Source organism: Vibrio sp. OY15, assembly GCF_000742455.1.
GTDB lineage: Bacteria > Pseudomonadota > Gammaproteobacteria > Enterobacterales > Vibrionaceae > Vibrio > Vibrio alginolyticus.
On the sequence record NZ_JPIL01000028.1, the window covers coordinates 96,722 to 121,351 of the forward strand.

At 44.8% G+C, this 24,630-nt stretch carries 21 protein-coding genes; 9 read left to right on the forward strand and 12 right to left on the reverse strand.

Annotated elements, in window-relative coordinates:
• Window positions 1-173: 173 nt before the first annotated feature.
• The 3 genes from IJ23_RS22160 to fabB form a co-directional block, all read right to left on the reverse strand.
• Complete coding sequence (locus IJ23_RS22160; protein ID WP_005380562.1) at window positions 174-1,187, reverse strand: aspartate-semialdehyde dehydrogenase; 1,014 nt, start codon at window positions 1,185-1,187, stop codon at window positions 174-176.
• Complete coding sequence (locus tag IJ23_RS22165; RefSeq protein WP_033907371.1) at window positions 1,184-2,317, reverse strand: 4-phosphoerythronate dehydrogenase; 1,134 nt, start codon at window positions 2,315-2,317, stop codon at window positions 1,184-1,186. The genes IJ23_RS22160 and IJ23_RS22165 overlap by 4 nt, the downstream gene beginning before the upstream one ends.
• A 340-nt stretch (window positions 2,318-2,657) precedes the next feature.
• The gene (fabB, locus tag IJ23_RS22175) at window positions 2,658-3,869 is read right to left on the reverse strand and encodes a beta-ketoacyl-ACP synthase I (protein WP_005380557.1); all 1,212 of its coding nucleotides are present in this window, start codon (window positions 3,867-3,869) and stop codon (window positions 2,658-2,660) included.
• Between the two features lie 128 nt (window positions 3,870-3,997).
• On the opposite strand from fabB, the gene mnmC reads away from it, so the two are divergent.
• Window positions 3,998-6,016 carry a bifunctional tRNA (5-methylaminomethyl-2-thiouridine)(34)-methyltransferase MnmD/FAD-dependent 5-carboxymethylaminomethyl-2-thiouridine(34) oxidoreductase MnmC gene (gene mnmC, locus IJ23_RS22180; protein WP_033907372.1) on the forward strand — a complete coding sequence of 673 codons (2,019 nt, stop codon included), beginning with the start codon at window positions 3,998-4,000 and terminating at the stop codon, window positions 6,014-6,016.
• A 76-nt stretch (window positions 6,017-6,092) separates the two neighbouring features.
• Here mnmC and IJ23_RS22185 read toward each other — a convergent pair whose 3' ends face one another.
• From IJ23_RS22185 to IJ23_RS22195, 3 genes are all read right to left on the reverse strand, one after another.
• A complete protein-coding gene (locus IJ23_RS22185) occupies window positions 6,093-6,617 on the reverse strand; it encodes an NADPH-dependent FMN reductase (RefSeq protein ID WP_005380552.1) in 525 nt (174 codons plus the stop codon).
• 146 nt (window positions 6,618-6,763) lie between these two features.
• Window positions 6,764-7,027, reverse strand: coding sequence for a YfcL family protein (locus tag IJ23_RS22190; protein ID WP_033907374.1), 264 nt, complete (start codon window positions 7,025-7,027; stop codon window positions 6,764-6,766).
• 25 nt (window positions 7,028-7,052) lie between these two features.
• Window positions 7,053-7,583, reverse strand: a complete 531-nt coding sequence (locus IJ23_RS22195; RefSeq protein ID WP_005380546.1) for an elongation factor P hydroxylase — start codon at window positions 7,581-7,583, stop codon at window positions 7,053-7,055.
• A 332-nt stretch (window positions 7,584-7,915) separates the two neighbouring features.
• Between IJ23_RS22195 and IJ23_RS22200 the strand changes: the two genes are divergently transcribed.
• A complete protein-coding gene (locus IJ23_RS22200; RefSeq protein WP_005380544.1) occupies window positions 7,916-8,539 on the forward strand; it encodes a trimeric intracellular cation channel family protein in 624 nt (207 codons plus the stop codon).
• Window positions 8,540-8,762: 223 nt separating this feature from the next.
• On the opposite strand, the gene aroC is transcribed toward IJ23_RS22200, so the two are convergent.
• Window positions 8,763-9,848, reverse strand: a complete 1,086-nt coding sequence (aroC, locus tag IJ23_RS22205; RefSeq protein ID WP_033907375.1) for a chorismate synthase — start codon at window positions 9,846-9,848, stop codon at window positions 8,763-8,765.
• 180 nt (window positions 9,849-10,028) lie between these two features.
• Window positions 10,029-10,961, reverse strand: coding sequence for a 50S ribosomal protein L3 N(5)-glutamine methyltransferase (prmB, locus tag IJ23_RS22210; protein WP_005380541.1), 933 nt, complete (start codon window positions 10,959-10,961; stop codon window positions 10,029-10,031).
• A gap of 62 nt (window positions 10,962-11,023) precedes the next feature.
• On the opposite strand from prmB, the gene smrB reads away from it, so the two are divergent.
• Window positions 11,024-11,554, forward strand: coding sequence for an endonuclease SmrB (gene smrB, locus IJ23_RS22215; RefSeq protein ID WP_005380539.1), 531 nt, complete (start codon window positions 11,024-11,026; stop codon window positions 11,552-11,554).
• Window positions 11,555-11,650: 96 nt separating this feature from the next.
• Here the strand turns inward: smrB and sixA are convergent, their stop codons facing one another.
• Window positions 11,651-12,115 carry a phosphohistidine phosphatase SixA gene (gene sixA / locus IJ23_RS22220; protein ID WP_005380537.1) on the reverse strand — a complete coding sequence of 155 codons (465 nt, stop codon included), beginning with the start codon at window positions 12,113-12,115 and terminating at the stop codon, window positions 11,651-11,653.
• A 374-nt stretch (window positions 12,116-12,489) separates the two neighbouring features.
• On the opposite strand from sixA, the gene IJ23_RS22225 reads away from it, so the two are divergent.
• Both IJ23_RS22225 and IJ23_RS22230 read left to right on the forward strand, forming a co-directional pair.
• The gene (locus IJ23_RS22225; protein ID WP_033907376.1) at window positions 12,490-15,267 is read left to right on the forward strand and encodes an insulinase family protein; all 2,778 of its coding nucleotides are present in this window, start codon (window positions 12,490-12,492) and stop codon (window positions 15,265-15,267) included.
• A gap of 167 nt (window positions 15,268-15,434) precedes the next feature.
• The gene (locus IJ23_RS22230; RefSeq protein WP_005384444.1) at window positions 15,435-15,689 is read left to right on the forward strand and encodes a hypothetical protein; all 255 of its coding nucleotides are present in this window, start codon (window positions 15,435-15,437) and stop codon (window positions 15,687-15,689) included.
• A gap of 62 nt (window positions 15,690-15,751) precedes the next feature.
• Here the strand turns inward: IJ23_RS22230 and fadJ are convergent, their stop codons facing one another.
• Both fadJ and fadI read right to left on the reverse strand, forming a co-directional pair.
• On the reverse strand, window positions 15,752-17,863 hold the full coding sequence (fadJ, locus tag IJ23_RS22235; protein ID WP_033907377.1) for a fatty acid oxidation complex subunit alpha FadJ: 2,112 nt from the start codon (window positions 17,861-17,863) through the stop codon (window positions 15,752-15,754).
• Window positions 17,863-19,170 carry an acetyl-CoA C-acyltransferase FadI gene (gene fadI / locus IJ23_RS22240; protein ID WP_005384447.1) on the reverse strand — a complete coding sequence of 436 codons (1,308 nt, stop codon included), beginning with the start codon at window positions 19,168-19,170 and terminating at the stop codon, window positions 17,863-17,865. The genes fadJ and fadI overlap by 1 nt, the downstream gene beginning before the upstream one ends.
• Before the next feature lie 720 nt (window positions 19,171-19,890).
• Between fadI and IJ23_RS22250 the strand changes: the two genes are divergently transcribed.
• The 4 genes from IJ23_RS22250 (at window position 19,891) to IJ23_RS22265 (ending at window position 24,373) form a co-directional block, all read left to right on the forward strand.
• Entirely contained in the window at window positions 19,891-20,466 is a 576-nt protein-coding gene (locus IJ23_RS22250) for a sigma-70 family RNA polymerase sigma factor (protein WP_033907378.1), read from the forward strand.
• Window positions 20,459-21,190, forward strand: coding sequence for a DUF3379 domain-containing protein (locus IJ23_RS22255; protein ID WP_033907380.1), 732 nt, complete (start codon window positions 20,459-20,461; stop codon window positions 21,188-21,190). Before IJ23_RS22250 ends, IJ23_RS22255 begins: the two co-directional genes overlap by 8 nt.
• A gap of 297 nt (window positions 21,191-21,487) precedes the next feature.
• Window positions 21,488-22,747, forward strand: a complete 1,260-nt coding sequence (locus tag IJ23_RS22260) for an outer membrane protein transport protein (RefSeq protein WP_005384451.1) — start codon at window positions 21,488-21,490, stop codon at window positions 22,745-22,747.
• 309 nt (window positions 22,748-23,056) lie between these two features.
• Window positions 23,057-24,373, forward strand: a complete 1,317-nt coding sequence (locus tag IJ23_RS22265; protein WP_033907381.1) for an outer membrane protein transport protein — start codon at window positions 23,057-23,059, stop codon at window positions 24,371-24,373.
• A 44-nt stretch (window positions 24,374-24,417) separates the two neighbouring features.
• On the opposite strand, the gene IJ23_RS22270 is transcribed toward IJ23_RS22265, so the two are convergent.
• Window positions 24,418-24,630: integrase core domain-containing protein (locus tag IJ23_RS22270; RefSeq protein ID WP_033907382.1), on the reverse strand; the 213-nt coding region annotated here is incomplete at its 5' end.

Consider the following 24,630-nt stretch of genomic DNA (forward strand, 5'->3'; position numbering starts at 1 on the left):
ACAATTTGAAATGGTGATCGGTTAAATATATCGGATATCGCATGCAAAACTATAGCGTTGAGAATAAAAAATGTGTGGCTATCGCCATATTCGTACTAATCTCACACTATTTTGTTTCGTTCGTACAAAAAAGCCTCGCACTGTGCGAGGCTTTGAAATGAACTGTAAGCGACTTAGTAGTAATCGCGGATCAGAACTTCTGCGATTTGCACCGCGTTAGTTGCCGCGCCTTTACGCACGTTATCAGCAACAACCCACAGGTTTACGCCGCTATGATGGCTGATATCGTTACGGATACGGCCAACCATTACATGGTCTTTACCGCCCGCATCGCGAACTTGTGTAGGGAAGTCTTCACCGTGGAACACTTCGATACCGTCTGTTTGCTCAAGCAAGTTAACAACTTCTTGTGCATCGATAGGTGAACGAGTCTCAATGTGAAGTGCTTCTGCGTGACCGTAGAATACAGGAACACGTACACACGTTGGATTGACTGTGATTGATGGATCGTTAAAGATCTTCTGTGTTTCCCACACCATTTTCATTTCTTCTTTGGTGTAGCCGTTTTCCATCATCTGATCGATTTGTGGAATACAGTTAAACGCGATCTGTTGAGAGAATTGCTTCTTGTCAGCTGGCAGACCATTTAGCAACTTAGCGGTTTGACCAGCCAACTCATCAATGCCCGCTTTACCCGCACCTGATACCGATTGATAAGTTGAAACGTTGATACGCTCAATACCGACAGCATCGTGGATTGGTTTAAGTGCGACTAACATTTGGATAGTCGAACAGTTTGGGTTGGCGATGATGTTACGGTTACGGAACTCTGCAATCGCTTCTGGGTTTACTTCTGGCACAACAAGAGGAATGTCGTACTCATAACGGAAGTGTGATGTGTTGTCGATAACAATCACGCCTTCATCAGCGGCAATTGGAGCCCACTTGGCTGATAGCTCACCACCAGCAGAAAACAGTGCGATATGCGCTTGAGACCAATCGAACTCTTCTACGTTTTGAACGCGTACCGTTTTACCATTGAAGCGGTAAGTCTTGCCTTCGCTGCGCTCACTCGCGAGTAGGAAGATTTCGCCTACTGGGAATTTGCGCTCTTGAAGCACATCCAAAATTGTTTCACCGACCGCACCGGTCGCACCTAAAATGGCAACATTATATTGCTGGCTCATTGACTTACCTCAATCTGAAAACCTAGTTCTGCTAATGGAACAAGGTTACATGTTTTGTTACCCACTAGCGTGACAGCGCTGTATTCACGGCGATCCCAGTAGTTTTTACGCATCAGGTCAAAAGCGCCTGGCTTACTGATTTCACGGCGGAAAAGAGCGTCATCTCTACGCACATCATAGATTAACTGCGTGATGTTATGCAGTGTTGCTTCGTCCCAAGCTCTGTCCAATACCATAGTAGGAACAGGCGCGGTTGGCAGTAAATCGCTGGCATGCGCACGTAATTCGTTATTTAAGAACTCACAGTAGCTGTTGAAAATCATCGTTGTACCGCGAGCTTTCCCTTCCAAGCCGTAGCCTGCAACGTGAGGGGTTGCGAATGCTAGCAGAGGCAGAAGCTCCATATCAACCTCTGGTTCAAATTCAAATACGTCGAGTGCCGCTGTAAAGCCATCATTTTTCAAAAGACGTTGTTTCAAAGCAGCGTTGTCAACGATGGGACCTCGAGCCGCGTTAATCAAAATTTGATCGCTGCGGAGACCATTTAATACCTTCTCATCAATCAAATGATGCGTTGGGTATGGGCCACCTTTGGTGATTGGCGTATGTAGTGTAATGATGTCTGAGCTTTCAATCAGTTCTGTCAACGGAGTAAAGCTACGAGGATCACCAGCCTCTTGTTTGAATGGGTCATTGATGAGAACTTTAATACCCATGCCTTTCAAACATTTCTCTAGGTAGCTACCTACTTGGCCTGCACCAATAATACCTACCGTCTTGTCAAATACCGAGAAACCTTGTTGCTGAGCGAGCACCATCATCACGCTGAACGCGTATTCCGCCACACCCACTTTGTTACACCCTGGCGCCGCAGTGAAGAAAATGCCTTTCTCTTTTAAGAGTGCTTGGTCAACATGATCCATGCCTGCCGTGGCCGTACCAACAAACTTCAGCTTGTTTGCTTTGCTGATCAGGTCAGCATTCACTTTGGTGACTGAGCGAATCATTAGGGCATCAACATCCACTAAATCATCGGCGGTCAGTGTACGACCTGGTTTTAGAATTACGTTACCGAGTTGGCTGAATAGTTCTTCAGCATACGGCATATTTTCATCAACAATAATTTTCATAGCGCCAGCGTTCTAACATCCATTTGTAAGAGTTCGTTTATTCGCAAGATGCGAAACTAAAGCGATTGTGCCCTTTTCCCGAAAAATCTCAAGATATAACACCAATAAACCTCAAGGAGGTAACTCCTATAGAATCAATTGACGGGAAGCCTAGAGAAAAGCAGAAACAGAGAAAAGAAAAAGCCCGGCTAAATAGCCGGGCAAAGTTCCAGAACAAAAGGATCCTATCCCGCTCTCCATGGGATAGAGTCTGCGTCTGTTCGATCAGTGTGACTGATCAAGCTCTGGAAACTGGATTGTTGGCGTTTACAGTACTCTCGCAAGGCGCCAACAAATTCAGTTAACCTTGGTACTTTTTAATAACCAAAGTTGCGTTTGTGCCGCCAAAGCCAAAGCTGTTTGACATTACGGTCGTTAGCTCTGCATCACGTGCTTCTGTCACGATGTCCAGACCTTGTGCTGCTTCGTCCAAGTTTGAAATATTGATGCTTGGAGCAATGAAGTTTTTGTCTAGCATAAGTGTTGAGTAAATTGCTTCGTGCACGCCCGCTGCGCCGAGTGCGTGGCCAGTCATTGCTTTTGTTGCAGAGATTGCAGGGCTGTTCTCACCAAACAATTGTTGGATAGCACCAAGCTCTTTCACGTCACCAACTGGTGTCGATGTGCCGTGCGTGTTGATGTAATCCACACCATCAACGTCTTGCATCGCCATCTTCATACAACGAATTGCGCCTTCACCTGATGGCGCTACCATGTCGTAGCCATCTGATGTCGCACCGTAACCTACGATTTCACCGTAGATTTTCGCACCACGTGCCAGTGCGTGCTCTAGTTCTTCAATAACCAGCATGCCGCCGCCGCCCGAGATAACAAAACCGTCACGGTCTGCATCGTATGTACGAGATGCTTTGTCTGGCGTGTCATTGTATTTGGTTGACAGTGCGCCCATCGCATCAAACATCATAGTTTGAGACCAATCTAGCTCTTCGCCGCCACCAGCAAAAACAATATCTTGTTTGCCTAGTTGAATAAGCTCCATAGCATGGCCGATACAGTGTGCAGATGTTGCACATGCAGAGCTCATTGAGTAGTTCACGCCACGAATCTTAAATGGCGTAGCAAGACAGGCAGAAACAGTAGAAGACATAGTACGAGGAACCATGTAAGGACCAACTCGCTTTACGCCTTTGGCGCGCATCGTGTCTGTCGCTACCGTTTGATTGTATGCAGAAGCACCGCCAGAACCTGCAACGATACCGGTACGATCGTTTGAAACCTGTTCTTCTGTAAGACCAGCGTCTGCGATTGCCTGCTCCATTGATAGGTATGCATAAGCAGCCGCATCACCCATAAAGCGCATCTGCTTACGGTCGATGTGTTCCGCCGGGTTGATTTTTAGGTCACCCCATACTTGCGAACGAAGACCGTGTTCTTTGAACTGCTCAGATGCAGTGATGCCAGATTTGCCCGCTTTAAGAGACGCTAGAACTTCTTCGACGTTGTTACCGATACTTGAAACAATACCCATACCGGTGATTACGACTCGTTTCATTATGACATTCCTATAATTCAAAAATCCGCTAGATGATAACTAAGATAGTCAACAAAAGTGGTCAGCTTTCCCATAAATTCGTACAATCGCCCCATTCTTACCGCGCCAAATCACAAATTTGCACCATTATGACTTCAATAAAAAACGCAGAACTTGGTTGGAACGAAGCTGGTACTCCGGTTTCAGACCAATTTGATGATGTTTACTTCTCTAACGTAAACGGTCTTGAAGAGACACGCTACGTTTTCTTAAACCAAAATCATCTCCCAGAAAGATGGCAGGAATTTGACCAAAGACGTTTTGTCATTGGTGAAACAGGATTTGGCACGGGATTAAACTTCTTAGCAGTATGCCAGTGGTTTAGTGAGTTTCGTCGTCAGCATCCGGACGCAACATTGAAAGAGCTGCATTTTATTAGCTTTGAAAAATACCCATTAAGCAAAGCCGATTTAAAGAAGGCGCATGAAGCTTGGCCTGAGCTAGCTGAATACGCGGAAAAGTTACAAAAGCACTACCCTGCCGCTGTGCCGGAGTGTCATCGCATTGTTTTAGAAGACGGCGCAATCACACTCGACCTTTGGTTTGGTGACATTAAAGACTGCATGCCGCAAGTTCCATACAACGAACAAGGTTTGATTGATGCTTGGTTCTTAGATGGATTCGCGCCAAGCAAAAACCCAGAAATGTGGAACCAAGGCCTGTTCAACAACATGGCAAAGCTAGCCAAGCAAGATTGTACAGTTGCCACGTTTACCGCAGCAGGCTTTGTACGTCGTGGTTTGAACGAAGCTGGCTTTACAATGAAAAAGGTGAAAGGTTTCGGCACTAAGCGAGAAATGATCGCCGGCTCTATGGAGCAACGTGAAAAGCAGTCGAACCATCTCCCTTGGTTCAATCGCTCAGCATCTAGCAATCTTGATTCGATTGCCATCATTGGTGGTGGTATAGCTAGCGCGGCGTTAGCGAAAACGTTAGTTCGTCGTGGCCAAAACGTCACCCTTTACTGTAAAGACAAACAACCAGCCAAAGGAGCTTCAGGCAATCGACAAGGAGCCGTTTATCCACTGCTTAATGGCCCGCACACGGGTGTTTCACGAGTGTTTGCTCCTGCATTTTTGTTCGCACGTCAGTTTGTTGAACAAGCAGCACAAGAGATCGATTTTGATCATGACTGGTGTGGCGTAACTCAGTTGATGTGGGATGACAAATCCACAGACAAACTGGAGAAAATGCTTGCGGGTAACTTCACTCCAGAGCTCATTCACAAGCTGTCCGCCGAGGAGACTGCGAACACTATCGGGTTACCTATTGATATGGCGTCTGTGCACTACCCAATGGGAGGGTGGCTGTGCCCTGCCGAGTTAACTCGCGGGTTAATTAAACAATTGGAGAAGACGTCGTTACTCTCAACGAAGTTTGAACACCATGTTGAGGCATTAGATTGGGATGAAAAGCGTCAGTTCTGGCTACTAACGGCGAGTGGTCAAACATTTGAGCACTCAACGGTTGTAATTGCGAACGGCCATGAGTTCCAGACATTGAGTCAAACCGCTTCCCTACCAATGGGACAAGTGAAAGGACAAGTCAGTCATGCGCCAGCAACAGAAACGCTGAGTCAGCTGAAAACGGTGTTGTGTTACGACGGTTACATGACACCTGTTAACCCAAGTAATCAACACTTGTGTATCGGTGCAAGCTACGACCGCAGTCACCTTGACTACGAATTTGATGAAAACGCCCAAAAAGATAATGCGGAAAAGCTAGTGAAATGTGTACCGAATCAAACATGGGCAAAAGAGGTAGATATCACTGATAATCAATCTCGCCAAGGTATTCGTTGTGTTAGCCGAGATCACTTACCATTTGTCGGGAATGTGGGTGACTTTGAGACGATCAAAACGCAATACGCCAACTTACAAAATCAAAAAGCAGAAGAGGTAGAAACCATTCATCAGTACCCTAACCTATTCTGCTTCTTAGGTTTAGGATCTCGTGGACTGAGCTCTGCACCATTATTAGCTGAAGTGTTGGCCTCCCAGATCTGTGGGGACCCGCTGCCATTACCGGTTGATGTATTGACCGAACTTCACCCAAGTCGAATGTGGGTTCGTAAACTAAGAAAAGGCAAAGCCATTACCGAGCTGTAAGAGTATTCTCTCGTTTTAATTCCCGACACAGATACGTGTCGGGAATCGCTAACTCACTAAGTTGCTCGTACTGAGATTACTTCAGCAGTGCAACTGCCTGTTTCACTTGCTCTGCCACTTCTGGGTTTACAACCTTACCCGATTCCACGTCAAAATTTTCGTAGAAGCTCGGCACAGATAACGATGCCTTTACATCCGCGCCAAAAAATTGAGCAGAACCTGTCGCCGCCGCAAGAACACTTTGTGCACCACCGGGACCTGGGGAAGTTGCTAAATAAACGACAGGTTTGTTTTGAAATACATTACGCTCAATGCGCGTCGCCCAATCGAACAAGTTTTTATAGGCCGCTGGGTACGAACCGTTATGCTCTGCGAAGGAAACAACGAGAGCGTCAGCCTCCGCCAAGTCACGTAAAAACGCGACAGCCCCTTCAGCTTGACCTATTTCTTTCTCTTTGTCCTCGCTAAACATTGGCGCTTGATAATCGTTTAAGTCTAGAACATTCACTTGAGCGCCTTCGACTTGATTTGCTGCGTATGTAGCAAGTAGTTTGTTGATTGAGGTAGAGCTGGTAGATGCACCAAATGCGACAATTTTCATGGTTGTAATCCTTTGTTCACGTTTTATGCTGATCAGAATAAAAGTTGAACAGTTTCGCTACAACCACAAAAATTTTATTGAGAGGTTCGAATTTTTCGAAGTAGTAAATGACTAGGATTAAATAAAGGGAGAACGCTGCTTAGGGATTAAGCCTGAGCCTGGAGCTCTTGCCACAAGTCACTGACAATCACGCGATCGGCCGGGCTTAACTCGGTACGCGAATCTTCTAAGCTGCTCTCAATGCGTGACTTCAGCTCAGCAATATCGCTAATCCCTTCTTCTTCACAAGACGCCGCGGATAAAGAGATGTGACCACGTAAATAACCACCAGCAAACAATTCATCGTCAGATGCTGTTTCAATTCGAGCATCAATCAGTTCCAGTAGTTTTTCTTCAAATTCAATAATCATGGTGTATCTCTGAGGTTATTAGTGGTTATTTAACGCAAAAGTCCGACGCTTCCAGTGGCTTAGTTTGATAAAATGCGCGCAGGGCATCAGAAAGCATTTTCACTCGCAAAGGCAAGCCAACGTCCAAAATACCTAGCACTTCTTTATGCACTTTTTTCATAAAGCCGAGCCTATCTGGTTCAAAATCGCCGTGTAGATTGTCACAACTCACCGTAAAAGGGAAGCCAGCGCTTTGTGCCAGAATCCATTCATAAGCTTGAGGTCGCACTTCAACTTTCTCAAACTCCGCTTGAACTTCTGCTGTTCGCCCATCAGGTTCATACCAATAACCAAAATCTTCCAGCAAACGACGCTCTGGACCAGCCACACACCAATGCGAGATCTCGTGTAAAGCAGAGGCGTAAAAACCCCGAGCAAAAATAATCCGATGATGAGGGTGTTCATCATCAGCAGGAAGATAAATAGGCTCATCACCACCTAACTCTAATTTCGTATTAAATTGTTCTAAAAAGGTGTCATTAAAAATGGTGATTAAGTCTTGGTATTCGTGGGTCATCGTCGAGTTTGTACTTCAGTTTGACATGCGCTGCATATTGTCGCTGTTTTTAGCTATGAGGTAAAGGCAACCCCACATTTTTGGTTATTAGTTGAATTTATCTGAACATCGCTTTCTCCATACAATTTCTCATTCGTCAGCGTACTTATTTACCACTACACTCTCGCCTTATTTTGATGCCGTTCAAACCGCTATTTTTAAGCCGTTTGATTACAAGCATGTTGCTGGTTTTAATCACTTTTTAAGAGAGATAGAACCGTTTGTAAGTGTTGTTACTTCGCCTACGCTGATTCTCGTAGAACGTAGTGACTTTTTACGTTGAGTGTTTCCCTATGTTGCTAAGTGTGTTGTATATCATTGGTATCACGGCTGAAGCCATGACAGGTGCGTTAAGTGCTGGTAGAAGAAAGATGGACTGGTTTGGTGTTATGTTGGTGGCCAGCGCAACGGCCATTGGTGGTGGCACCGTACGTGACATTCTATTAGGCCACTACCCTCTTGGTTGGGTAAAAAACCCAGAGTTCCTTGCAATTACGTGTGTTGCAGGAGTGCTAACAACAGGTTTAGCGAAATGGGTGATTAAGCTGAAAGGTCTGTTCATTCGCCTCGATGCATTAGGTTTAATCGTGTTTAGTATCATCGGAACAAAAATTGCGATGGGCATGGGCTTGCACCCTGGTATTTGTATGGTTTCAGCGTTAGTAACTGGTGTATTCGGTGGGCTACTTCGCGACTTAATCTGTCGCCAAACACCATTGGTACTGCATGAAGAGCTTTACGCTTCTGTCGCGCTTATCGCATCAGGAATGTACTTAGCGCTATTAGAATTCAATGTTCCCGATGTCACTGCCACTATTATTACACTGGTTACTGGTTACATGTTGCGTATGGCTGCGGTACGCTTTAAGTGGCGTCTGCCTTCTTTCCATTTGGAAACCGAAGGCTCGATTCATTAAGCAAAAACTACTTAAACAAAAAAGGTTGCCTGATAAAATTGTGCCACCCGCGATTCAGTGAGTGGCATAATTTTATATTCAGTCATCCTGAACAGCGACGAAGGAGCATGATTCAGGATCTATTATCCGAGCACTCTGTTGTCAGAGATGTTTCTTTCTCTTTTCATCGTGCTGAAATTAGATTCCTAGTCTCGCTATAGCTCGCTGGAATGACACAAAGCTCTTAAATCTTCGGTGTTTCAGTTGTTACGCCATGGTTTTGACCACGGTGGCGTAGTAAATGATCCATCACCACAATAGCCAGCATCGCTTCTGCGATAGGCACAGCACGAATACCCACACATGGGTCATGACGACCTTTGGTGATCAACTGAGTTGGTTCACCTTCTTTTGTGATGGTCTCACCCGGCACAGTGATACTTGATGTTGGCTTAAGCGCAATGTTTGCGACAATGTCTTGACCAGTCGAGATACCACCAAGAATGCCACCCGCATGATTACTACCAAAACCTTCAGGAGCAAGCGTATCACGGTGCTGACTGCCTTTTTGGTTTACCACCTCGAAACCGTCTCCGATTTCTACGCCTTTCACCGCGTTGATGCTCATTAGTGCGTGCGCGATGTCTGCATCCAGACGGTCAAATACGGGTTCCCCGAGACCAACAGGCACGTTAGTTGCCACAACCTGGATTTTTGCGCCAATAGAGTCGCCTTCTTTTTTCAGGTCACGGATAAGTTGGTCAAATGCTTCTACTTTGTCAGCATCAGGGCAGAAGAATGCATTGTTCTCGATTTCGCTCCAATCTACCTTGTCGATAGATACATCACCCATTTGTGACAAGTAAGCACGAATCTCAACACCAAACTCATCTTTTAAGTATTTCTTCGCGATTGCACCAGCCGCCACACGCATTGCGGTTTCACGAGCTGAAGAACGGCCGCCACCGCGATAGTCGCGGATGCCGTATTTTTGGTGGTAAGTGTAATCAGCATGACCCGGTCTGAACTTATCTTTGATGTCAGAGTAGTCTTTTGAGCGCTGATCGGTGTTTTCAATTAGCAAACCGATCGATGTGCCCGTGGTTTTGCCTTCAAAAACGCCAGAAAGAATTTTAACTTCATCCGGTTCACGACGTTGTGTGGTGTAACGTGATGTGCCTGGACGACGGCGGTCGAGATCGATTTGTAGATCTGCTTCTGTAATTTCCAACCCCGGAGGACATCCGTCTACGATACATCCCAGTGCGATACCGTGACTTTCCCCGAATGTCGTCACTCGGAAATGTTGTCCGATACTGTTTCCTGCCATTACTTCCTCAAGTTTTTATCGCCACGCTCTCTCAAAACAGAGCATAGCTGCTTTCCAATTCTTCGTGGATTCATAGTGGCTTTATTACGTTTTGATGTAAAGAGTTAATATCGGCGAGGTATGCATAAAAAAAACACCGAGCATAAAGCTCGGTGTTTTGATGTTTAGTGCAAGACTCTATTAGTCTTTGTACAGTTTAAACTCTTCTGCACACTCAACCAGCTGGTCACGCGTTAGCATAAATACGCCATGACCGCCGTTCTCGAACTCAATCCAAGTAAATGGAATCTCTGGATACTGTTCCATCATATGAATCATTGAGTTTCCGACTTCACAAATAAGAATGCCGTTATCTGTTAGATAATCTGGCGCGTTAGCAAGAATACGACGCACTAGTTTTAGACCATCCGTACCCGCGGCTAAACCAAGCTCAGGCTCATGCGTGAACTCATCTGGCAGGCTGTTCATGTCTTCTTCATCCACATATGGTGGGTTGGACACGATTAGATTGTATTTCTCTTTTGGAAGATCACGGAACAAATCAGAGCGAATTGGGAACACTTGCTGCTCCATACCGTGATCTTGTACGTTTTGCTCAGCCACTTGTAGAGCATCTGTAGAGATGTCGATCGCATCCACTTCTGCTTCAGGGAAAGCGTGCGCACAAGCAATCGCAATACAACCAGAACCCGTACATAGGTCCATGATGCGCGTAGGTTCTTCCACCAACCAAGGTTGGAATTCAGCTTGAATCAATTCGCCGATAGGAGAGCGTGGCACAAGTACACGCTCATCAACGAAGAACTCAAGACCGCAGAACCATGCTTTGTTTGTTAGGTATGCTGTTGGCGTACGCTCGTTGATGCGTTTTACTACGCGCTCAACAATACGCAGACGCTCGCTTGTCGTTAGGCGAGAGTTCAATACGTGCGGAGGCACATCAATCGGCAAGTATAAGGTTGGCAGGATAAGCTGAACAGCTTCATCCCACGCATTATCAGTACCATGACCGTAAAACAGGTTCGCTGCATTAAAGCGGCTTACCGTCCAACGAATCATATCTTGAAGGGTATGCAGTTCCGATACCGCTTCTTCTACAAAAATCTTATCCAAAATTGCCTCCGAAAAGCGCTACAATACTGCCAATAAAGTTTATTAATGAAATTGTTTACCTAATGAGCAAAAAAGACACCGAGAACGATGACGATTTCGCCTTGTTTCAGGAAGCAGTACAGGGCGTAAAAAAGTTGCGACAGGATACCATAATCCAGCAACCAAAAAAAAATACTAAGCAAAAAGAAATCAAGCGCTCCAACCGTGAAGCGAGTGACTCTGAATTTTACTTTTCAGATGAGTTTGTCCCTCTATTAAACGATGAAGGTCCAACTCGTTATGCACGTGACGACGTCTCCACTTATGAAGTCAAACGTCTACGTCGTGGCGTGTATGTACCGGACGTGTTCCTCGATATGCACGGCATGACACAGCAAGAAGCAAAACGCGAGCTTGGTGCGATGATAGCCTATTGCATCAAAAACGAGATTCATTGTGCGTGTGTGCAACATGGTATTGGGAAACACATCCTGAAACAGAAAGCCCCACTTTGGTTAGCACAGCATCCTGACGTTATGGCTTTTCACCAAGCGCCACTAGAATTTGGTGGTGATGGTGCGTTGTTAGTGTTGCTTTCAATTCCTGAAAAGTAACAGGCTTACCGTAGACACGATGAAACGAAAAGGCAGGGATCTCCTGCCTTTCTTATTCTGTCTCTAATTTGCAAACGCTTATTTTGGTTTAGACACTTATGGCGTAATATGCCATAGCACTTCACCATTTTGTGTTTGTAAATCATATTCAATGCACACTAGGCCTGATGTAGGAAACATCGGAGGTGTCATGTCTTTTACAAACTCTGAAGTCAGATAACCGACCAAAGGCAAATGCGATACGAACAAAAGCGAGTCCAATTGTTCGACTTCGATTAACGCACTTGCGAAATCGAAGACATGCTCGGACTGGCCATAAGGTGTAATATCTTCACAAGTTTCAATGCTTTTTGCAGAGAAATACGCACTGATCTCTTGCCAAGTTTGTTGAGCTCTAATGTACGGACTCACCAACACTTTATCGAATTGCGCAAAACCCTGTTCTTTACAGGCTCTAGCAACCGCTTCTGATTCGACTCTGCCTCTTGGGGTCAATTGTCGTGCTGCGTCTGAATCTGCAAAATGCTCGGCTTCACCGTGACGCATGATGAATATTTTCATGTTATTTCCTAGGGATAGCTAACGCTACCAAAAGGTTGACTGCTATCTTTATTAGATAGACGGGGCTAACTTTAACAATGACGAAACAAAAATACTGATATAATTATCTGTTCATTATACCAATTCGCTTGTTAAAGATAGCGACTTTCTTAACAATCTATTAAAAGAATGTACTCAGTTCATCACACTATTTAACTGTGCAATGAGTTCAGAGCATTCACTCAAACAGTTCTTCCCCATACGCAAACGCGATGGGCCTGTGCAGAAGTCTACGAATAACAAAAATACGGCAAGCAGTATTTGTCGAAACGCAAACTTTGCGCCCCCCGCGAGGGGAGCCTAAATTACTGTAATGCGAAATCTGGAGACGCATCGTGCATCTAAGTCCTAACGATTCAAATCAATACCGCTACATTACCTTGAGCAATGAACTGCGTGTACTGCTGATTCATTCCGATACAGCTCAACAGTCGGCAGCTGCTCTGGCAGTGAACGTTGGACACTTCGACGACCCAAACGATCGCCAAGGTCTGGCACACTATTTAGAACACATGCTTTTTTTGGGTACGGAAAAATACCCTAAAGTGGGCGAGTTTCAAAGCTATATTAGCCAACACGGTGGAACAAACAACGCTTGGACTGGTACAGAGCACACTTGTTTCTTTTTCAATATTGCTCCAAATGCCTTTGAAAGTGCCTTAGATCGATTTAGCCAATTCTTTACCGCACCTTTGTTTAACGAAGAAGCATTAGACAAAGAACGCCAGGCTGTCGACTCCGAATACAAGCTCAAACTCAATGATGATTCTCGTCGCCTGTATCAAGTTAACAAAGAAGTCATCAATCCAGAGCACCCGTTTTCAAAATTCTCTGTCGGAAACTTAGATACTCTTGGCGACCGAGATGGTAAATCCATCCGCGACGAAATTGTGGAGTTTCACCACTCTCAGTATTCCGCCGATTTGATGACACTGACTCTATTTGGGCCACAGTCGCTCGATGAACAGCAAGCTTGGGTAGAAACCATGTTTGCCGACATCCCAAATCACCACCTTCGTGGAAAATCGATTGATGTACCGATAGGCACTGAGGAAAGCACGGGCATTTTGGTTCAAGTCAAGCCGCTCAAAGAGTTCCGTAAACTGATTCTCACATTCCCCATGCCGGGAATGGATGCGCATTATAGCGTGAAGCCACTCTCCTACTTTGCTCACCTGTTGGGTTATGAAGGAGAAGGCAGTTTGATGCTTCAACTCAAAGAAAAAGGCTGGATTACCTCTCTCTCAGCGGGCGGCGGCGCGAGTGGCAGTAACTACCGAGACTTTACCGTAAGCTGCACCCTGACGCCAAACGGCTTAGATCATGTTGATGATATCGTTCAAGCGGTTTTTCAATACCTCTCGATGATCAAACAAGACGGGTTAGATGAATGGCGCTATCTCGAAAAACAAGCGGTATTAGAATCGGCTTTCCGCTTCCAAGAGCCATCGCGCCCAATGGATCTCGTCAGCCATCTGGTGATCAACATGCAGCACTATCAACCGGAAGACACGGTTTATGGTGACTACAAAATGGCGGGCTACGATGAGGAGTTACAGCGTTCATTGCTGCGATACTTAACCATCGATAATGTACGCGTCACTTTGATTGCTAAAGGCCTGGAATACAACCGTACTGCCGAATGGTACTTTACCCCGTACTCCGTCACACCTTTTAGTGAAGACCAACGTCGTTTCTATCAACAAATCGACCCAAGCTGGCAATTCGTCTTACCGGAAAAGAACCCTTATATTTGCTACGACCTCGACCCCATGCCACTCGAAAATGGTGATTCACTGCCAGAGTTGATTGAGGATCTCGAAGGGTTTCGGCTGTGGCATTTGCAAGATGACGAATTTCGCGTGCCTAAAGGTGTCGTTTATGTCGCTATCGACAGCTCTCATGCCGTTGCATCACCAAAGAACATCGTCAAAACGCGCTTATGTGTAGAGATGTTCCTCGATTCGCTAGCAAAAGAAACCTATCAAGCAGAAATCGCAGGGATGGGTTACAACATGTACGCTCACCAAGGTGGCGTGACCTTAACCCTCTCTGGGTTCAGTCAAAAGCTGCCTCAGTTGCTAGAAATGATTCTGCACCGTTTTGCTTCTCGAGATTTCAGCCCTGCTCGCTTTGAAACCATCAAACAACAACTGTTACGAAACTGGAGAAATGCTTCACAAGATCGCCCTATTTCGCAGCTGTTTAACGCACTTACTGGGTTACTTCAACCCAATAACCCGCCTTTCGCAACCTTAGTCGAAGCGCTAGAAGAAATCGAAGTCGATGAACTCTCGGTATTCGTAGAATCCATTCTTGCAGAACTGCACGTTGAAATGTTTGTTTACGGAGACTGGCAACGCCAGCAAGCCCATGACATGGCTACGACCTTGAAGGATGCTCTAAGAGTTAACGAGCAACGTTATGAAGAGGCACTTCGTCCGCTCATTATGCTAGGTAAAAATGGCAGTTTTCAACGTGAGGTGCATTGTAACCAGCAAGATTCCGCGGTCGTTATTTACCACCAGTGCGAGGATATTGAGCCTCGTAGTATCGCGCTATACTCATTGGCCAATCACCTTATGTCGGCAACGTTTTTCCACGAAATCCGTACCAAGCAGCAATTAGGTTACATGGTAGGCACTGGCAATATGCCGCTAAATCGTCACCCTGGTATTGTACTGTATGTGCAGTCACCTAATGCAGCACCTGCCGAGCTGGTTACCTCAATCGATGAGTTTTTAAATGCCTTTTATATGGTGTTGTTAGAGTTAAACGATTACCAATGGCACAGCAGTAAGCGCGGCTTGTGGAACCAAATAGCAACGCCGGACACCACACTTCGAGGACGGGCTCAACGTCTTTGGGTTGCGATAGGAAATAAGGACACTGAGTTTAACCAACGTGACAAGGTACTGGCGGAGTTGAAGAAGCTGACGCGCGCAGACATGATTCGCTTCGTTGTGAACGAATTGAAACCTCGTACTGCAAATCGTTTGATCATGCACTCTCAAGGTCAAGCGCATTCGGAGGCTCCGCGCATCCATCTAGGACAAGAAATAGGATCGATTGAAGAGTTCCAACTTCGGCCAAAAGATTGCGGCTTGGGGTGATCTAGTTGCGCAGAAATAAAATTGTCGATTACTAGAATGAACCTACAAACCCATGAGGTTGTCGGTCTCATAGATTGAATCGGCACCATAATTGGAAGAAAATTGAAATTGCGCCATTGCGGCTTATGCTCTAATTACCGCACTAAAAATAACTTAATGAGGTAATCATGAAAAAAGCACTTTTACTTGTGGCTCTTATACTGCCATTGGCATCTGCTCACGCTGAAATCTCAGTCAAAGGCGATGGTTTCGAACTAAGTGACGACTGTGTGCGCCTTAGCGGAGACAATGTATCCATCAAATCAGATGATTGCTCTTCAAAACAGTGGAATGATAAAGACAAAAAAGGTAATAGCAGCGTTCATGGGGACGACAACCCTGGTAAAGGCCACAATAAAGATAAGAAAGACAAGAAGAAGTAACCATTTCTTCTTTATGAAAAAGGCTTGCCACTGGCAAGCCTTTTTCTCTACCGAAGCAACGTTTAATAGAACGTTGTCCCTTCACCAGCTCGAGTGAGCAAACCATCACATGGCGCGTAACGATCGCCATATTTCGATGCAAACTCATTCATTTTCTCTACGAGCTCCTTAATACCAAATTGGTCCATGTAACGGAACGGGCCACCCAAGAACGGTGGGAAACCAATACCAAATATCGCGCCAATATCACCGTCACGTGGCGAGCGAATGATGCCATCATCCAAACAACGTACCGCTTCATTCAGCATTGGCAGCACACAGCGCAACGCAATATCGTTATCGCTTAGCTTAGATTCAGGGTCGAGCTTAAGCAGTTTGTAAACCGATTTGTCGACATCTTTCTTCTTGCCCTTGTAAGTGTAAAACCCCTTACCACTCTTGCGTCCTTTACGTCCATCATTTAACAAGATATCAAACACATCCGGCCCTTTGAATCGGTCACCTAACTCATTAACCAGGATCGGCATAATTTTCGCGCCAATGTCGACACCAACTTCATCCAACAAGGTAATCGGGCCAACAGGGAAACCAAAATCAAGCAACGCCGTATCAATCTTTTCGATCGGTTCGTTAGCCAACAAAATATGCGCCGCTTCGTTCATGTATGGAGCAAGAATGCGGTTCACGTAAAAGCCCGCTTTGTCTTTCACTACGATCGGGGTTTTACCTTGCTTCTTAGCAAGTGCAACAACTGTTGAAACGGTTTCATCTGACGTCGTTTCATGCGGAATCACTTCCACCAACGGCATTTTTTCTACCGGGCTGAAGTAATGCAAACCCACTACGTTTTCTGGACGCTCCGCTTTTTCTGCAATTTTGTGGATAGGCAACGAAGAAGTATTGGTCGCAAAGATAGTTTCTGTCTTAGCGTTTGCTTCAATGTCCGCCACCATTTTTTGCTTAAGATCTAAGTCTTCAAAAACGGCTTCAATTACGACATCAATATGATTAAAACTGGTAAAATCGACACCACCAGACAGTTGCAGCATTTTCGCTTGCAGATCGGCCTTGGATAGAATGCGACGTTTGCGCTGTTTCTCAAATAACTTGTAGTTGTAGTTGAGCGCATTTAAAACGCCATCGTTGCTAACGTCTTTGATGCGAACAGGTACTTTTGCTTTTGCAACAGACACATGGCTGATTCCGGCACCCATCAGACCACCACCAAGCACACCAACTTTATGAACTGGTGCTGGTTTCGCATCCGTGCCATTTTCTTTCTTCATTTCTGTTGTGGCAAAGAAGATCGAACGGAGCGCTTTTGACTCTGAGCTCATCACAAGCTCACCGAAGCGCTTCGCTTCAAGTTCTTGACCTTTAGCGAAGCCTTTCTCTAAGCCATGTTGAATAACTTCTAGAATTGCAACCGTTGCTGGATAGTTACCGCGAGTTTTTTGATTCGTTTTCTTCGCAGCTTGCTCAAATACAAACTTGCGCCCTAGCCCGCTACCAGACATCACCTTTTCTTTCGTCGATAGCTTTTTCGTGCCCTTGTTTTTACCTTTGTCGATAAACTGTTTTGCTACGTCGAGCAAAATGGTGTCAGGCACACAGGCGTCCACAACGCCCAATTTTTTAGCTTTCTTCGCACGAAGTTGTTTACCCGTCAGGATCAAGTCCAACGACGGTAACAGGCCAATCAAACGTGGCAGACGCTGAGTACCACCAGAACCTGGCAATAAACCAAGTTGTACTTCTGGCAGACCTAAACGCGTTTTGTCAGAATCCGTACAAACACGATAATCACATGCAAGAGCCAGTTCTAAACCACCGCCCAAACATGGGCCATGAATAGCCGCAACGACAGGATAAGGTAAGTCCGATAGCTGCTGGAACAACTCCTGACCTTGCCTTGCTAAGGCTTCCGCTTCACTTGCTGTGGTGCATGCTTCTAGCATTCGAACATCAGCACCCGCAACAAAATTGTCCGGTTTTAGGGAGTGGATGATCATCCCTTTAATACCATTGGAGTCTTTTAGCTGAGCAAAAATTTCTTTCATTTCGTCAGCAAAAGCCGCCTGCAGCGTATTCATTTTTTCATTAGGAACATCGATGGCTAACCAAGCAATATTTTGCTCATCAACCTTTAGACTAAATGCTTTTTGCTCGCTCATTACTCAACCTCCAGAATCATTGCCGCACCAAGACCACCAGCAGCACATGCAGTATTCAATGCAATACCACCGCCACGGCGTTTTAGCTCTCGTAGGGTTTGCGTCATCATACGCGCACCAGTCGCAGCAAATGGGTGACCATAAGCAATTGATCCGCCAAGCACGTTGAACTTATCCATATCAATTTCACCAATCGCTTTTGAGCGACCAAGGTTTTCTTGAGCAAACTTATCGGAAGCAAACATCTTCACATTCGCCAATGCTTGAGCAGCAAAGGCCTCGTGCATGTCGATCAACGTCAGGTCTGACAGTTCCAAGCCTGTATTTTCAAGCACTTTCGCTGTGGCATAAGTCGGCCCCATCAGCATGTCCTTTTCCACGCCGATAGCAGAGAATGCATAACCTCGGATGTAACCAAGGATCTCCATTCCGAGCTCTTTCGCTTTACCTTCTCGCATCAACATCACTGCCGCACCACCATCAGTCAATGGCGTACTGTTCGCTGCCGTAACACTGCCATACTGACGATCAAACGCAGGTCGCAATTTCGCGTATCCCTCAACCGTTGAGTCATGACGGATATTGTTGTCTTCCGAAATCCATTTTTTGTATGGTTCAGGGAAAGCCGTCATCACTTCATCTTGGATTTTTCCTTCTTTCCAAGCCTGAGAAGCCAGCGTATGAGAACGATGTGCAAGCGCATCCTGTTCTGCGCGAGAAATACCATGTGTTTTAGCCATTTGCTCTGCAGTTTGTCCCATGGATAAACCCGTAGAGTACTCTGCTACTGCTGGTGGCACTGGCATCAGGTCTTTAAAGCTCAAGTTTTTGAGGATACTAAGCTTCTGACCCATTGTTTTTGTCTTACTAAGAGCAAGCAGATTAGCGGCCAGTTTCTTTGATACGCCAATAGGCAGGACGGAAGAAGAGTCTGCACCGCCAGCAATACCAATATCGATGGTTCCCGCCATGATGCTTTCTGCGACATTAACCGCCGCTTGAAAACTCGTCGCACACGCTCGAGTCACACTGTATGCATCAGTATGGATGTTCATACCAGTGCCTAACACGATTTCTCGTGCGATGTTTGGCGCTTCAGGCATTTGTACTACTTGTCCAAATACCACTTGTTCGATTAGCTTCGGATCAATATCTGTTCGAGCAAGCATTTCGCTTACTACCATTTTCCCTAAATCGACCGCTGGCACTTGGCTAAATTCCGTGCTTTGACGAGCAAAGGGAGTTCGAAGCCCCGCGACAATAGCGACACGCTCACCATTGCGTGTTTTTACTTCCTGCTTGCCCATTGTTTCTCCTTAAATACAAGAGGTCTGACCTGATGCATTGTAATGAATTTGTTAAATTTATCAAACGTGCGTTTAAATAAACGTGAAGCAAGTAGTTCAATTACTCTACTTCTTTGATTCTTATGCGATTACTAATGGTTAACTATAGAGAGTTAAAACGGTAAGAGGTATACGGAAAGTAAAATCGAAGCAAAAAAAAACCACACATAACTGTGTGGTCGGAATATCTATAAAACAATTAACTTACGCCAATTGAAAAGTAATCAGTTTCCTGATTAGGAGAAAGTAAAGTCAGCCTTCAAAAGGAAGTGTCATCTTGCTCAACATGTTAGTCGCAATGACTAACGAGATGACAAGGTGTACTATAACCCCTTCACTGCTTGATATTTTGAAATAGATCAATTTTATAGTGATTTTACGAGTTTTAAGCTCACCTAGAGCGATTATTGATTCAAAATAATTCAAGAATCCACCATCAGAAGTCCCTTTTAATGCTCCATCGAGTGAACTTATCCAAGCCATTGATTACTAATGATGATATTGTTAACAATATATATCAATTCGTGTTCGATGATATCTGACATTTGCGTATACACTTTTAGGTAACCACATGGCTTATTGTGTCAAAGGGGTTGCATGACAAATCCTGCAACCAAAACCGCTAAGCGATGAAGCAAGTAAAGTCATGCTCAGAACAAATAAGAAACTCACAGAGCGAGGATGGAGGCTCCTGTGGCCATATTAAAAATGTTTGGAAAGAAAAATTCCAACAGTCCGGTCAACTCTGATATGGACAAGCAAAGAAAATACGAAGCGCTCGTCCGAGGGTATCATCGTGACTTGTACCGCTACGCATATTGGTTGTGCAAAGATAAAGCGGTCGCGGAAGATCTAGTTCAGGAAACCTGTCTTAGAGCTTGGAAGTCACTCGATAGCCTCCAAGACGAAAAAGCTGCCAAGTCTTGGCTCATCACAATATTGAGACGAGAAAATGCGCGCCGCTTCGAACGTAAACAATTTGATTTAGTTGATATCGATGATTACGGCAATGATGCTAAAGTCAGCGATGAACCACATCATCAGCAAGAATGGCTGCAGGCACAGATCATGAAGCTCGATGTTGAATACCGTGAGCCTTTATTTCTCCAAGTTGTTGGTGGTTTCAGTGGAGAAGAAATTGGTGACATTCTTGATTTAAATAAAAACACAGTGATGACTCGACTATTTCGCGCTCGTAATCAACTTAAAGAGATGTTGGATTCTCAAGATACCAAGAGAGGACAAAAGAATGGATGATTTAGAATTTCGTCGTCGTATTTTGTCGGATCCAAAACAAAAGGATGAAGAGATTCTGCAAGCTTTAGCTGGTAGCGACGCCAACAATAAGTTTGTTGATGACGTTTTGGATCTCGATGTAAAAATTAAACAAGCCATGAATGTGGATGTACCCGAAGATCTCGCAGATAAGATTTTATTTAGCCAGACGTCGAGTGCACTTGATGAAGAGAAGGTCGTAAGACCAAACTTTGTCCGCAAAGCAATGGCACTTGCCGCTTCTATTGCGTTCACCGCAGGGTTATTAGTTGGCCAAGTAAACTGGGGAAATGTTTTGGTGTCTCCAGCACAAGCCAGTTTAGCGGATACCGCGATGAAACACGTTATTCATGAAGAACCGTTTGTTCGTCATCTTGATGAGGATGTACCGAGCTCGCAAATTAATGCGAAAATGTCGCCATTTCATTACCAGTTTAGTGAAAACTTTCCATATCACGTTTACTACCTAAACCACTGCGGTTTTGGCGAATCCAATGCGGTGCATATGGTGTTCCAAGGTCCAAAAGGTAAAGTAACGTTATTTATTACTGGTATTCCAAGCGAACAAAGTACCGACTTTAGTAAGGATGGCATGACCGGAATCGTTCAGCCCGTCGGGAGTTCAAGCCTGATTTTAGTCGGGGAAGAAGGTGAAAATATTGATGCGCTCGCTACGACTCTTGCATCAATGATTAAGCCGATGTAACAACTTCGACGATTTCCAGCCTTCAAAAGGTTAAATGCCGCTAAATGATCTTATTTAGCGGCATTTTTGTATAAATAGAACACAAAACATTCACCACCCCTATCGCATTTAGAGCTTAAACTCTAAATTATGCATTTTAAGTGCAATTTCCCGTCTTTTAGACATCATTTCTGTAATTTTTATTCAATTTTATCCAATGGTCGGATTTGTCCAAGCAACTATTGATACTACTATCTGCGCCACTGAGCAAAAGCTCAATTTATCGTCCAAAGAGACGAATCTAATAAGGAAAAACAAATGACTCAGAACACGCGTCTGTTTAAAAAGACTCTCCTTGCAGTAACGGTAGCTTTTGCCTCAGGTCAATCGATGGCAGCGGGTTTCCAAATCAACGCTCAATCAGCAACTGGCATCGGCCGTGCATTTGCTGGTGATGCGGTAATCGCAGATAATGCAGCAGTAATGGCTCGTAACCCAGCAGCAATGGCTCTGTTTGATAAAATGGAACTGTCGCTAGGTTTCGAAAGCATTACTTCAATGATTGAAGTGAAAGATGCGAAATATAACGTTAATACTCCTTTGGGCTCCAATACTGTAAGTGTTGCTGATACTGATGATGTGGGTGATACGTCAATAGCTCCAAACATTCACCTAATCGTTCCAGTAAATGACAAGTTTGCATGGGGCGTAAACGCATACTCTAATTTCGGCACTAAAACTGAATTTTCAGATAACTACACCGCAACAGAGTACGGTGGTCTTACGGATGTAAAAAGCTTCAACTTTGGATTGGCGGGTTCTTACCGTTTAAACGAACAATGGAGCTTTGGTGCTGGTTTAGATTTAATCTACGGCCAAGGCACAATGAAGCGTACAACTAGCTCTTCAGTCCCAAGGGTTGGCGGTCAAAAAATTCTGGACGTAGATAAAGCTGATGGTTGGGCTGTTGGTTTTAACGTAGGTACTGTGTACGAACTAGATGAAAACAACCGTTTTGGTCTAGCGTATCGTTACAGCCCTGAATTTACGGCGAAAGACGACAAAGGTCAGGAAATCACGCTACCTCTACCAGATATGGCCGAGTTTTCCGGTTTCCACAAAATCCAAGACACTAAATTTGCTGTACACTACAGCATCCAATACATCGGCTGGAAAGATTTCGACCAAATTGATTTTGAGAACCTAAATCAGGGTTTACTTAAAGGTGGTTACTCGAAAGACTATCAATGGCAAGATGGCTGGCACTACGCAATTGGTGGTACTTACTACCTAAACAACAACTGGACACTTCGTGCTGGTTACATGTACGACACAAGCGCTCAAGATAAAGTAACGTCTATCTCGGTACCAGACTCAGATCGCCAGTGGTTCTCCACAGGTTTCTCTTACCATATTGATAATAGCTCAAACATCGATTTTGGCTTCACGTACTTGTTAGGTGAAGATGTAAAAGTTAATGAGAATACTCAATTAGCTCCTGGTCTTTCTACCGGTGTAACAGCAACAACTCATGCTGATGCAATTCTATTCGGCTTACAATACAGCCGTAGCTTCTAAACGCTTCGCTGTTAGTTAGTAGAAAAATACTTTATATAAAAGGCTGGATTTCCAGCCTTTTTTCATATCTGCGATTTATTGCCCACTCAATTTGAGTGAACACGTGTATCTAAATCTCACAATTAGGACGCACAGCTGTTCGCTGAATTCCGTTTACAAGCCTTTCACAGTTAGATTATTAAACCACATAAATAATATTTGAAAGGATAATATTCCAAATGACCACTTACGCTGGATTTTCATTTCTAAAGTAAAAACTCTACCTTTAAACTTTCGTCCCACGTTATAAACAAATCAGCGAACATTCGAATGAAAACCAACAAGACTCTTCTATCAACAGCAGTGGCATTAAGCCTACTTGGCACAACGGGCATGGCTAACGCAGCAGGTTTCCAACTTGCTGAATATTCTGCAACAGGCCTAGGTCGAGCATATGCTGGTGAAGCTGCAATGGCTGACAACGCAAGTGCACAATGGCGTAACCCAGCAATGCTAACTTATTTGGAAGGCACTCAAGTGTCCGTTGGTGCAATCTATGTGAACCCAAATATTGATATTGAAGGTGATGTAAACTTCCACGGTAGCACTTCTTCTGCATCTTCAGATGACTTCGCACATGATGCAATCATTCCAAACTTCTACCTATCACACCAATATAATGAGAAATTCGCGATTGGTTTGGCATTTGGCACCAACTACGGCATGGAAACCGATTTAGGTAAAGGCTTTGGTGCCTCGCACTTCGGTAACGAAGCAAGCGTAACGACAATGGAAGCGAACTTGAACGCAGCTTACAAAGTCAATGAATCAATCAGCGTTGGTGGTGGTATCCGTTACATCATCGGCGAAGGCAGCTTTGGCGCAGCAGCTCCTAGGAATAACGTTGTAGGGTTAAATCCTGAAACTAATCAACCAATCAGTGTTCCTCAAGGTACCGCTCTAAAATACATGGAAGGTGACGATACCGCTTGGGGCTGGCAAGTTGGTACAGCATGGCAGATCAATGAAAATAACCGTATCGGCTTCGCGTACAAATCTGAAGTTGAACTAAAGCTTGAAGGCCATGCTGAAGGTCTTGGTTTTGGCTTCGGTACTTCTGAACGCGACAACGGCTACATGTATCTAAACCTGCCTGCAACGGCTGAGTTGGCAAGCTTCCACCAAGTAACAGACCAACTTGCGTTACACGCAAGCGTTAACTGGACGGATTGGAGCTCTTTCGAGAAATTGGAAGCACGTCTAAATACTGCTGGCACGCATATGGTTAAAGTAGAAAACTGGGAAGACAACTATCGCTTTGCTGTTGGTGCTACTTACCAGCTTGATCCTAAGCTAGCGCTACGCACTGGTATTGCATACGATACTTCAGCGGTAAGCGACAAAAACCGTACGATCACTATTCCAGAAACTGACCGCACTTGGCTAAGTATTGGCGCAACGTACGATTGGACGAAAGACTTCAGCCTAGACGCTGGCTTCACCTATATTTTTGCGAAAGACGCACCAATCGTTGAGTCTCGTGGTTACAAGTCAGACGACACTGCAGAACAAGTCGGCGGCCAATTTGTAGGCGAAACTACGGGTAATGTTTGGCTAATCGGTGTTCAAGCAAACTACCGTTTCTAACCAAGCTGCAATGACCCGTCCTGATATGGGTTGACCCTTTTTAACTAAAACGCTCGATGTACTTCCTCGGGCGTTTTGTATTTTAAAGCCGTATGAGGCCTCATTTGATTATAGATATCTACGGACTCTGCTACCATCGTCCTTGCTTCTTTCAGATCTTTCGGTTTCTTCAGCAAGATCTCCATTTTGAGTATCCCATTTACACGCTCAGCTAAAGCATTCTGATAACAGTCATACCCGTCTGTCATTGAGCAAGT